Below are 11,689 nucleotides of genomic sequence, written 5' to 3' on the forward strand. Positions count from 1 at the left end.
AGTATAAAGCGATCGGTAAATGTGCCCGCCTCAGAAAAGAAATGATAATCAGCAGTTTTAAGATTGTGGGTTGTATTTTGTAAAGTATCAGTAAGTAATATATTGTAATTGTTTGAAAATAGTCCTGAAAAGTCTCGTAAATAAAGATAATAGTTAGCTGCGATATTGACATTTATATGTAGTACAACTGAAGAAAGGACTGATTTTTCTCTGTATATCAGATAATTTTTATCATTCTTAAAGATTGATATGGTTGTGCCTTGTAATTGTTCAATATTACTAAAGTTTTCAGGAAATATCTCCAAATCATAACATATACTTCCAATAGGGAAATTAACGTTCTGCTGCTTTAGATTTATATGAAACCTGTCTGCATCAGAATAGTTTGGATATATAAGCTGCATATCAGGCGTAAAACATAATTGGCTTATAGTGTTTGGGATTTTGCATAAAATTGCAAAACCTTGCGTAGGTAAAATTAAAAAATTGTTATTGTAATTATTTGTTATAAGATTGAACATTTTATATACTGAACCTTGACTTCCATTTGTACGCTCATCCCAAACAAAAAGTTTTGACTCAATTTGATTTTTATTTAAGTATAAAAATTTAGAGGCTGATATAGATGATAAGTATATATTGCCTGTTAAATTAAATCCAGATCCATGATTAGATATGTCAATTTTATTTATACCAGAATTTAAAGTTCCAGAGAGAGTATTATCAATTTTAATGATAAAGTTTGTTGGTGTATTTGTAAAGTTATTAGGTGTACGTATTGAATAACCCTTACCTTTTGGAACTATTTCATTAGTTGGATCTAAAATGGTATAAATATTACTTAGTTCATTTAAAGCATAGAACCTATTATTTAATGTTAATGGAGATACAGATTTTAAAATTATACCTGATATTGGTGATGAGAAATAAATATAATCAAGTCTTTGAAGGTTATAATGAATACGTTCAACCGATACTCTTGCTGTTTCGTGAAGATTTTTGTTGTCAAGTAATATAAAATTTCCCAAATTTTTTACAGTGATTAAAGAGTTTAAAGATTGGTTTAAATCTTTAATCACTTTTACATAAGTGTTTTCTATTACAGTTAATTCAGTATTATCTGTTAAGGTTAAATTATTACAGCTAAAGCTCCCCAAAGTTGTGCTATAGTTTGCAGTTAGCACAGCATTTTTGTATGCATTAGGCATACCATTACTCCATAAAGTACCGTTCCAAACAGTATCTTCTTTTGGCTTTGATGTTTTTGGTAATACAACATACATTAATCTGCTAATTTTAATTTACCAAATACCATAACAGAAAACTCATCCAGTATAGTTAAAGCAGCCATAGAATAAAAACCATACGTTTCCGGCAGCTCATCAGCGGCGTGATGAAGTATAAATCCATTCGTTACAAATTTAATTGTGCCTGCCCCAGCTTGTAAAAAATGAAGTGTGTACCCGTTTTCATAAAGTATATCAGTACCAAGCAACATATCAATATTATCTACTCCGCTATATATAAGAGTCTTACCAAAGTCGTCTGCAGTTATAGTATAAAGATTATTTATAATGAAATTGTCAATTACCTTTAACTGCTGTTTTTTTGTATCGCTTCTCAGCGCAAAGCTGTCATTTTCTTTTACAGCAGGCACTGTGATTGAAGCTGCAACATTAGTTTCGGTTACAGGTGCTGAAAACAGAACGCTTACCTCATAATCATTTTTTCTATACGAATATCCGTTCGCACTAAGCTCAAGATAAGTTTCTCCCTCTTCTCCTTCATTTTCAAAAAGACCTATTCTCTTGTCATTAGCCTGAAAAGATGATTTTAGAACGTCATTCAGGCCAGGGGCTATTATCTCAGTATTGGTAGGTGTGGCAGTAAAGTCCGAAATGGTAAGGTTTCCGTTATAGATGCCGGGAATACCTTTGAAAATTACAAAATAAAGATTTCCGTTATTAGTATAACTAAAATAGTATTTTTTATCAGCTTGGCTAAGTTCCCTGGTTTCAGCATTTATAAAATCAATATATATTCCGTTAGCAACTTCACCCAAATCAATAATAATACTATTATCTATTTCTTCAATATCACTATTATTTATGCTTGAGGGTGGCAGAAGGTAAAGCTGTGATAGATTTGCAGGACTTCCTTCGGTTCCAATTACACCTTTACCTCCCATCCATAAATAGTTAACCCGCTCTGTAGGGATACCATTAATTAACCTATCACCCCAAAAAATTACAGGTGTATCGGTTGCCTCAATAACAGTTCTTCTGCTGTTTATTTTATTTAAAATAGTGTAAATAGAATACGGTTCTGTTATTGTCCCGATATATATAGACCTGCCTTTATTATCCTGATTAAAATCTGAAGACCCTGAAGTTAATGTGCTTCGTGTAAATAAAGCGGATTGAAGTGCCGCATGTAAGCCTGCTGCTGAATTATATACCTGTCCGTTTAATATTATGTTATTATATTTTGTTTGCTCAAGCAATATATCATTTCGTTCATAACAATTATATATTTCTACAGATTGACCATGTACTTGCGATATGTAATTTTTAAGGTATTCTATACCATTAAGTGAAAAGCGGGTATCGTTTACAGAATTAATAATTATCATAAATTTTTTTAAACTATATAAATCTAAGCAGTAAATTTCTCGAAAGTTATTTTTAGGGACTTTTGGTGTAAAGTATCATCTGTGTTTTGGAGTACTCCTGCAATTATAATATAAATGTTTTGACTGATATTGAGAGCAGCATTTAATGGAGTGCCTACACTATCTGTAACACCGTCGAAGCTTGATGTTAATTCCGGAAAACCATAAATAGTGTTATTGCGTAACAAAAAATCTCTGCAAAATGCAGTAAAAGGACGCGCATTACTGGTAGAATTAAGTGAAGCAATTCGAACAGCACCCGTAAGGCTATCAACGGTGTTTACATATATCCGATGATAGGCATTTCCTGCGCTGCCTGTTTTCTCAAATAATGCAGCTATTTGCAGCACGCCTTCCTGAAGCGTGCCTGCATTTATTAATACAGATGTAAGAATTGTTTCTGAAGTATTTCCGGTTAACTGTATATTACTGTATGCCTTATTAAATAAAATTTGTGTAGTTTTATTTTCGAGTTCCTCAATATAAGAATTAGCTGTATTAAGTTGCTCCTGTAAAGACCAGACAGCCGATTGTAATGAGGTTGTAGCAATAACAGTTGTGTCAGATCCTGTGTTTTCTCCTATTTGTTGAGACCTGACTGTTTCACATATATTAGCTAATGTACCATCTGCAAGTAATATTTCTTCAGAACTTCCTTCAAGCCATGAAATTTCAGTATTATTCCAAAAACCAAAACCTGTTCCCGAAGTTACAAGATTATCTACATATTCTTTATCTACGAGAGATCGGTTAGTATATCCTTCGATAGGATTGTTACTATACTTAATTCCGCCATTTGCCGCGGTTACTATTATATCTGCAGTATTTCCTGCACTTATACTATTTAACTGATTTAAAACAAGTCCATTACTTCCTCCAGATATGCTGACACCCCCGCTTTGGCCACCTATACTTACACCTGAATTATTAAGTCCGATACTCCCCTTTGCATTTATCCCATTATCTGTTTGTATGGTTACTGGTGAAGATATAAGAACTGCCTCACTTCCTGCCTCAAGTACTTCCTGAAATGTAATATTTGCTGCAATATTATCTACATATGCTTTATCAACTAAAGAACGCTCGTTATAATTTGAAGATAAATCTTCAGCATAGCCTAAAGGGCTATTTTCAATTGTTGTAGAAGTACCTGAAATTATAAGTCCACCTGCTCTGGAATCAATTTTAATTCCTTCATCACTCGATATAGCTATGCCTTGTGTATTGTCAAAAGTTATTTCTCCGGCTACATTTGCTTTTAAACCAATTGTATTTGTAGCATCCATTACAATATCTCCGGTTACAGGATTTCCTGTTTCTGTGCCTGCCAGTGGTATGTTAGTGCTTACTAATTCATCAACATATTTTTTTTGAGTATAATCAAGATCCCCTATATTGAATGTAAAGTCCTGTTCTCCTATTAGCCCTCTTGGATTTTCAAATGTTGAACTTATAATTATTCCACCGTTTACAGGAGATAATTGGCTAAAACCACCTGAAACATTATCTTTTACTAGTATCGTGAAAGCATCATCAAAAAAATTAATACTTCTTTCCTGATTATCTAAAGTAGTAGATATAATTTTCACAGTATTTATCCCGGTTAGTGCAATATTCCCGGTTATTGGGTTTCCATCTGCAGTACCTGCAAGTGGCAAATAATTATTTACCTCATTTTGCAATTGTGAGGCATATACAATACTATCATTTTGGTTTGCCGGTGGAAAAACAACTTCATGGTTACCTGTTGGGTCGGCAATTTTAAAAGTTTGTGCTGCCTCATTTTTTATACTTTGAAAGCCGCTGCCGTTAAATTCGGTGATCATACCGGTTAGCCTGTCCTGATGCCTGGCGGGTGATACAGCTACTTTGCCGTATTGCAACACGCTTTCATAATCAATAATTGGGCTTGCTTTACTATTGGTGCTGCTCACAAGGTCATCTGGAGTAATATTGCCGTTATAGACACCCGCTTCGCCTACAAACTGTACAAAATTAAGTACACTGTCATTCGTGTATGTAAAATAGTAGGATTTAATCGTGCCATTCTCATCCGCCATGCCGGAATTACTAAAATCCCTTTGTGAGCTGTTTGCGGCGGCAAGAAAATTTCCGTCCGGTATTTCGCCTAAAGATATTATGCTGGCCCCTGAAGTTTCGCGGGTAATATCTTCCGGGGTAATATCGTATAATGTTTTGAGCAAAAACTGGTGCGGGAATACTTCAGAGCCGCTCGCACTTCCCCATACGCCTTTACCTCCTAAAAACTCAAAGCCGTACATTTTTCCTTCGCGTGTAAAGGTAAAGTTTACGGGTGAGTCTTTCGCACTGATAGTTACCGGTTCTGCGAGGCTGTTTATTTTTGCTGAAGCCTCTTCACGGGTTATATAAAGCCCGTTTTGCGGGAGCAACTCCCCAAAGCTTAGTACACGCCCGATATTGTTCTGGTCTGCCGGAGAGCCTTCATTAAGGGTGTTTCGTGTATAGCATATTCCTACCAACGCCGCCTGCAGTTCCTCAACAGCTTCAAATAGGCTCCCGTTTACCTGAAACCTTTCGTGGGAAGAAAATGGCACCAGTACATCGCAGGTATTATAAGCGTTGTATATAGAAAGGTTGCTGCCTGCCACACGTGTTAGGTAATTTTTAAAATACTGTACACCGTTAAGGGTAAACCTGCTTTCGTTTAAGTTGTTTATAATGATCATCTGGCGCTAACCTATTTTTGTAAATCGTATACTGCCATGCGCCGCAGGCGCATTACAGCTTTTTTTATAATCTTCATTACTGGTGCGAAGCAGCCAGTTATGCACGCTTTGCCACAGCTTGTTTGCCGCATCTCGGTTGTTTTGATAAATGCTCTTTTTAGAAGATGCCTCTGCCGGGCGGCTTTCGCTGTTAAGTTTTTCTACAACGGAGTAGGGAGTATCTGTAACCGAGCCGAACATCATATAGCGGGCATAGGTGTAATAGGCCAGAACCATTTTTACACCGTAGCTGGTGTAGCTTATGCCGTCTTTTTCATACACGCACCCGTCCAGCAGTTCTGTATAATCTTCAGGGGATGCTAACAGTTTGTTTAAAAGATGCTCTCCCAGCAAAGGCTGTAAATCCAAAAGCTGGGCATCCAGTATCATTTCGTTTAGCTTGGCATCATTCGGCGTTCTAGATATCTGCCTGTAGCGGGCAATATCATTCCGTGTAATCAGTGGCTGCATCATCTATAAGCTTTAGTGGTTCAACTTTCAGGCTTGGGTAGTCCTGGCTTTGCTGCAGGAGCTGGTTAAGTACTGTTGTTAACAGGTTGCGCTCTTTGGTGGTGTTTTCCCAATAGGTGCGCTTCATTTCGCGTATTGCCTCGCCCGAGTTGCCGAACAGCGAAGGTTCGTTTGTTTTGATGAGCCCTGCAGGCAGGTTATTAAAAGCTACCAGTATGTTTTCCCTGACGCTGGTTTCGGTATAGTTGAACAGCTTGTCGTCTATTTTGCTTTCTATCTGCTTAACAAGTATGGCATCGTCCAGTTTTTCTCCTGCAAAATCCATTTCAAGGCATAACACACCGCCTGTATTCTCGGCACCCAGGCTGTCTTTAAGTGCCTGTTGGAATTTTTCGCGCTCGCTTTCCGCTTCCTGCAATGCATGGCTGCCGGGTTCCAGCCCTTCGCCCACCAACGGCCTTGTTACCACCAGCGTATTGCCGAAAAAGCCCTTGCGCAGCAGCCTGTTTTTATATACTGCTGCCTGTGCCTCGCTGTCGCAGTCGTCTGCCACGCTGTCAATGCGTGACAGAGGGTACAGTAGCTTAGTATCCATATTAATAAACAATACCTGACCCTTATAATGCTCCCAACCACCGGCTTTTTCTACCTGTGCATCTATTACTTTTTTGCGCGGATTAAACACATCTATTAATTGTATATCGCTTCTTTTAGGTTTTAGCCAGTCTTTGCAAACGGCAACTTTACCTGCATAATCATTACTATCAGTGCGGCCTATGCGGCACCATTCGTATGGAATCACGCTGAAATCGGCTATTTTATACAGGGCGTTCCAGTTTATGTGTATAAACACACCGCGCTGCTTTACCAGGTCATCTGCAATATCGTCTGCAAAATCTATCAGCTTCAGGTTTTTCGGCTTATTAATAATAAGATTATCACTATCAGCGCCAAATCCTTTGCCAATCAGGTACTGCACCATAATTGCCGCTGCCGATTTTGCTGTAACACTGTTGTTTATCAGCCTGTCCATCCTTTCGGGGTAGGCGTTATCTGTGTCATTTGCATAAACATCAGCGCTTTTGCTCCAAGGGGTAAGGCGCTTCCAGACATCTATCAGCAGGGTTTTCATGGCGTGTTACTTTCGTTATCCAAAGCATCATCATCGTCCAGTCCGGGTTCTTTTCCCGGTATACTGTTTAGTTTCTGCACTTCATCGGCCTGTAAAAGCTCCTCTTGGGTTGGGATGTAAGCAAAATACCTGCTGCCGTTTTTTTGCAGCAGCTTTTGGGCATATTCAGGCGTTATATTAGCGTTGTTAACCAGTATGGGAGAGCCAAAATCAAGCGGAATATTTTCGTATTTGGCATGAAGCCTGTATTGTGGTTTTTTATCCATTTCCTTAAAGTGGTTTTTATACCTGTTGAGGTATTGGGTTAAACATTTAGGGCAACCGGGGTTAACCTTCTGGTTGAACAAAGAGGTATACTCCTGCAAAAAAAGCCGGAGATACCGCACACCGTCGCCCCTTTTGCCGTGGGCGACGGTGCTGATATCCATTTTAGTAAAATCCATAAAGCGGATTAGGCTTCAGCCTGGGCAAACTTGTTGCTGAAAGCTGTTTTGGTTGCTGCATAATCTACATCAAGCAGTGTTTTAGGCATCGTGGTCTCCTCGAAACCGTCGGCAGAAGCAAGTTCGAACATGATCATGTTGTCATTCTCTTTAGAGTTGTTGGTCATGGTCATCAGCTCCAGCCCCGAGTTAAGGCCCAGCACTTCAAACGCTTCTTCGCTGTCCGCTCCCTTCCACATCTGCTCTATAACGGCTATATATTTAGCCCCTTTGCTAAGGCTGTCGGCCTGCTGCTTGTTTGCTGCGCTCGGGTTAAATATCACCCCGCTAAAGGTGTGCTTAAACTTATCGGGCGCGTTTTCTTTTTTAACAAGCTCCCATGCCTTGCCGTTAGCCTGCTTAACACCTGTAAGCAGGTAGCCGGTTTTGCCTGGCTTAAGCTGCAGGTTGGTAACCAGTATGCGGTTGGTGGCATCTACGGTGGTTGCACTTAAATCTATATCATCTTTATTAATGAGCACTACGTTTTGCTCTATACCGCCAATCGGGGCGTTGGCACAATCAAAAAGAATATCTGCTGTAAGGTTTCCGGTACAATCTACTGGCATGTTGTTTTGAGATTAAAAGTTTCAAATATTGATGCTTTTGGTTTTAATTAGATTTTTGTTTGCTGTTTTGGGCAGGCTTAGTAAGCGGCTACAGTCATATAGCTTTCCAGGTGCTTGGCATCTATAGTATAGGCGGCATCCATAATGTTTTGTTTAGATACCTTGTCATAAAACACATCAAGCTTGGTAAGGTCGTCTTCGCTAAGTGTGCCTACAGGTATGTTGCTTTTTGTGGTAAGCACGGCGCGGTGCGGCAGGTGGTGCTTTGTGCCGTTATCCTGATAGGTTTTTATATACCTGTCCCAGTCATAACGCACTTTAACCTCTATACCGTCAAAGTACAGCTTAGGGCGTCCTTCTTCTACTACTTCAAGGAAACCTGAACCCAGGTTTTTATTACGTAATGTAGCACGGTAATTATCTGCAAGTGAGCGTGATGCAAGTATAAAGGCATCATCTGCCGAAACCAGCCTTTCATCGGCCTTTGTAACCATTTGCTCAAAAATAGCCAGTGCCGCATCTTCTTCAAGTACCTGTGTGGCATAGCCTGTACCGACATTGGCTTCTATTGCTACATAGTTGGCCGCCGTTGTTGGCACTTCTGCGAATATCTGCTTGAACAAGCCATTAAACGAGTTGAAGTAATCCAGATCGGTACCGTTGGTAAACACACCGCTGTTTGCTACCGTTGCCGCAGCCGTATCATTAAACCACACCTTGCGGTGGATGTTTTCGAGCAGGGCAGTTTCTACCGCCGAAATGATTACACCAAGTTCCTGCGTGCCTACCATATCAAAAAAGTCAGGGTTAATGCGCTGGCTTTTACGGAACAGCTTTAGCAGTGCTGGCATATCGTTCTGGCAATGCTTAAGGCGAAAATCTTCCATTACGGGCGTCCAGAATTTTTCTGTCATGGCAAAGCCATCCGCTTCATTGGGCGAGCAGCCTTCTGATTTTTTTCCGAGTAAACCAAGCCTTTCGGCAAAAGCTATCTGGGTTTTTACGTCTATGCCCGTTTCAATTTCATGATATTCGGCAAGGTCGCTGTCATTAAAAACCCTTTCAAAAATAACCTCGCTTACCGTTTCGGCCTCGCGGGCATTCAGTGTTAAAGCATCAGCGTTAATAAGCCCCATTACTTCCTGTTTTTATTATGCAAATACTGTTTCATGCCGTTAAGCCTGTCGGCCTGTGCCGCTTTTCTTATTGCCGCTTTTTTGCCCTCTACGTTATAACGGCTGCCTACCTGTTTTTTAAGTGCCATTACTTCGCTTTTAATATGGTTTAGCTGGCGTTTAAGTGCTTTGTTTTCGGCACGCAGGGCTGCAGCTTCTTCTGCGGCTCCGGCTTCGGGCTCAATAATTTCAGTAAGCTCACCGGCTTCAAACACATAGGTTGTGCCGTCGGGCAGCAGGTACTCTCCTTCGGCAGGCATGCCATCTACCGTAGCTGTTGCGCCAACCTCAATAAGTCCGTCATCAGGCAATTCGGTAAAATCAATTTCGGCACCTGTTGCATCCTGTACCACTTTGTTAAAAATGCGGGCGTTATTAAAGCGGCCCAGCACTTTGGTAAACAGGCTCTCCATCCAGTGCCTGTCTTTTTCGGTAAAAGTTCCTTTCATAGTAAAATTTGGATTAATGAATGCTTTTGCGCAAGCCTTAACGGGCTGTAGTGTAGTGGTAAAGCCTAACCCGTGCAGTTGTTTTGGTGTTAGCCAGGTTTCGTTTTTAAGCAGTGGCAGTATGGCCTGCTCTTCTATGCCCAGTGCTTTTTTATAGAAGCCCACCATTTTTTGCTCTACCTGCCTTAGCTGCCCGGCAAATTTTTCGAGCTCATCGGCAGTGCCCATAGAGCCGCCCCAGGGCAGGTGAATCATAAAAGGAGTGTTGGGGCGTAGCTGCCTTTTTTGCCCGGCCATAAAAATTACGGTTGCAATGCTGGCCACTATGCCACTGCCAATAGTGCTTAAAGGCTTTTTTAGCGATTTGAGGTAATTGTAAATGTCGAAACCTACATCTACCAGGCCGCCCTCGCTGTTTATATGCACATTATAAGCCGTTGCGCCGGGCTGTCTTTTTACCTGTGCAATAACATCTGCAAGCCCAATACCGGTAACACCATCAAAAGAGCCTATCTGGCCGGAGATATAAATGTTTCCTGTCATTCCGGGTAATGAATGATTGAAATATCAGGAAGGATTGCAATAACCAAAACAGATTGATGACCAGCTTAGCTGAACGGTAAATGTCTCTTTACCTTGTACTGATTGCGGCTGTTAAATCTTGTGTTTGGCTTATTGCTTATTTCCGGTTACAAAATTATAACATGAAAAGGATATTTTACTGAAACTGTATTTTCAGTAGTATAGAGTTGTTTAAAAATCAAACCTTTAAAAGCAATATCTCTTTTTGAATAAGTTTTACTGGATCTTGCTGAACTCTTCTATGCATTTTTTGGCATGTTGTTTTGCAAGTGCCAGTACTTTTTTACGCGCTGCGATATCATTCTCGAGCCCGTTTTCCTTAATAAAATTAGCAGCGACTTTTTCGTACTCCTGCTGTAAATCGTTTATAAAATTTTCGAGGTTAGCCCCTCCTGCCGATATATATACTCCTTGTTTAAAACGTTTCAAAAAATCTGATTGCACCTGCCTGCAGGCTGCACCCAACTCATTTTCAAACTTCTTATAATTCATATGTAAACCCCCGTAGCTGTTAAGTAATTTAAGGAGCTAAATAAAATAAATATGTAAGAATAGCTTTTATGAAATTAAACCTAAATTTAGTAAAGTTATTCATGCAAAAAGCACTTAATATCATTTTCTTGAAATGATTTAAGTCGCAAATAATTTAAAATTAGTAACTTACCTTTTTACTTATACTTTTGTTTACATCTATAACATAAAATAGTGCCTTTACATCATTCAATGATAATTTAAAGTCGGTAAACTCCGGGCTGTCATTTAATGAATGGCAAACTATGTACCCCTCTTCAGTGTTGTGCTCAATTATCTCTTTCAGCAGGGGCATCTTGCTTTGCGTGGTATAAATAACCCAATAAGGAAAGTCGCGGTAACGGAGCTTGTCTGCCCAGTGGTGGCGTTGCAGCTCGCGGGTTGTAACAATGCTGTTGCGGGCTATGGCGTTGCTGCTGCCATCGTCCATACTGTCGCCGTTAACCCTAAAGGCAACATAGCGCCCCTGGTAGGGCCTGTCTACCAAAATGCCGTGCTGGCCCAAATCCATTAAAAAGTCGGCATCCTGATAATTCCCCAAAAACCCTGCCTGAACGTTAAATTCTGCAAGCGGCATTAGCATATAGTACTGTCCGTTAGGTAGTTCTATGAATTTGTTGCCGTTTTTATTTTCGAAAGCTTCATTTTTGGCTTTTACCTGCTCAAGTGTAACATTTTTATCCTCAATGCTTTCCTGAAGCAATACTTTGTTTAATATTTCACTTTTAGAGCGTGGTATCGGGCGTCCCTTCTCATAATTGATTATAGTTTCACGGCTTGCACCCACTAAATCAGCAAGTTCTTTTTGTGTAAGCCCTAGTAACTCACGACGCTTTTTTATTTCCAAACTATCCATAATCAACACTTTAAATACTGTCTC

The 11,689-nt window shown here is 39.8% G+C and carries 11 protein-coding genes; all 11 read right to left on the minus strand.

Going from position 1 to position 11,689, the window contains the following annotated elements:
- The coding region (locus tag Q0K96_RS14205) for a hypothetical protein (protein ID WP_297334643.1) at positions 1-1,283 on the minus strand (1,283 nt) is incomplete at its 3' end.
- Positions 1,283-2,632, minus strand: coding sequence for a hypothetical protein (locus tag Q0K96_RS14210; RefSeq protein WP_297334644.1), 1,350 nt, complete (start codon positions 2,630-2,632; stop codon positions 1,283-1,285). The genes Q0K96_RS14210 and Q0K96_RS14205, both read right to left, overlap by 1 nt.
- A 23-nt stretch (positions 2,633-2,655) precedes the next feature.
- Positions 2,656-5,379, minus strand: coding sequence for a hypothetical protein (locus Q0K96_RS14215; RefSeq protein ID WP_297334645.1), 2,724 nt, complete (start codon positions 5,377-5,379; stop codon positions 2,656-2,658).
- A gap of 6 nt (positions 5,380-5,385) precedes the next feature.
- Positions 5,386-5,892 carry a hypothetical protein gene (locus tag Q0K96_RS14220; protein WP_297334646.1) on the minus strand — a complete coding sequence of 169 codons (507 nt, stop codon included), beginning with the start codon at positions 5,890-5,892 and terminating at the stop codon, positions 5,386-5,388.
- On the minus strand, positions 5,864-7,021 hold the full coding sequence (locus Q0K96_RS14225; RefSeq protein ID WP_297334647.1) for a hypothetical protein: 1,158 nt from the start codon (positions 7,019-7,021) through the stop codon (positions 5,864-5,866). Before Q0K96_RS14225 ends, Q0K96_RS14220 begins: the two co-directional genes overlap by 29 nt.
- A complete protein-coding gene (locus Q0K96_RS14230; RefSeq protein ID WP_297334648.1) occupies positions 7,018-7,464 on the minus strand; it encodes a hypothetical protein in 447 nt (148 codons plus the stop codon). Before Q0K96_RS14230 ends, Q0K96_RS14225 begins: the two co-directional genes overlap by 4 nt.
- 8 nt (positions 7,465-7,472) lie before the next feature.
- Entirely contained in the window at positions 7,473-8,072 is a 600-nt protein-coding gene (locus Q0K96_RS14235; RefSeq protein ID WP_297334649.1) for a hypothetical protein, read from the minus strand.
- A 77-nt stretch (positions 8,073-8,149) separates the two neighbouring features.
- Positions 8,150-9,208 (minus strand): hypothetical protein, encoded by a 1,059-nt coding sequence (locus tag Q0K96_RS14240; RefSeq protein WP_297334650.1) that lies wholly within the window; start codon positions 9,206-9,208, stop codon positions 8,150-8,152.
- Entirely contained in the window at positions 9,208-10,239 is a 1,032-nt protein-coding gene (locus tag Q0K96_RS14245; protein ID WP_297334651.1) for a Clp protease ClpP, read from the minus strand. Before Q0K96_RS14245 ends, Q0K96_RS14240 begins: the two co-directional genes overlap by 1 nt.
- Before the next feature lie 255 nt (positions 10,240-10,494).
- A complete protein-coding gene (locus Q0K96_RS14250) occupies positions 10,495-10,770 on the minus strand; it encodes a hypothetical protein (protein ID WP_297334652.1) in 276 nt (91 codons plus the stop codon).
- A gap of 160 nt (positions 10,771-10,930) precedes the next feature.
- Positions 10,931-11,689, minus strand: a 759-nt coding sequence (locus Q0K96_RS14255; RefSeq protein ID WP_297334653.1) for a helix-turn-helix transcriptional regulator, incomplete at its 5' end; no start/stop codon positions are given.

Source organism: Flavobacterium sp., assembly GCF_024305175.1.
Lineage (GTDB): Bacteria > Bacteroidota > Bacteroidia > Flavobacteriales > Flavobacteriaceae > Flavobacterium.

What these genes read in the sequence shown, in the direction of transcription:
- Q0K96_RS14210 (WP_297334644.1), bottom strand. Translation starts at nt 2,632, where the DNA reads ATGATAATTATTAATTCTGTAAACGATACCCGCTTTTCACTTAATGGT.
- Q0K96_RS14215 (WP_297334645.1), bottom strand. Translation starts at nt 5,379, where the DNA reads ATGATCATTATAAACAACTTAAACGAAAGCAGGTTTACCCTTAACGGT.
- Q0K96_RS14220 (WP_297334646.1), bottom strand. Translation starts at nt 5,892, where the DNA reads ATGATGCAGCCACTGATTACACGGAATGATATTGCCCGCTACAGGCAG.
- Q0K96_RS14225 (WP_297334647.1), bottom strand. Translation starts at nt 7,021, where the DNA reads ATGAAAACCCTGCTGATAGATGTCTGGAAGCGCCTTACCCCTTGGAGC.
- Q0K96_RS14230 (WP_297334648.1), bottom strand. Translation starts at nt 7,464, where the DNA reads ATGGATTTTACTAAAATGGATATCAGCACCGTCGCCCACGGCAAAAGG.
- Q0K96_RS14235 (WP_297334649.1), bottom strand. Translation starts at nt 8,072, where the DNA reads ATGCCAGTAGATTGTACCGGAAACCTTACAGCAGATATTCTTTTTGAT.
- Q0K96_RS14240 (WP_297334650.1), bottom strand. Translation starts at nt 9,208, where the DNA reads ATGGGGCTTATTAACGCTGATGCTTTAACACTGAATGCCCGCGAGGCC.
- Q0K96_RS14245 (WP_297334651.1), bottom strand. Translation starts at nt 10,239, where the DNA reads ATGACAGGAAACATTTATATCTCCGGCCAGATAGGCTCTTTTGATGGT.
- Q0K96_RS14250 (WP_297334652.1), bottom strand. Translation starts at nt 10,770, where the DNA reads ATGAATTATAAGAAGTTTGAAAATGAGTTGGGTGCAGCCTGCAGGCAG.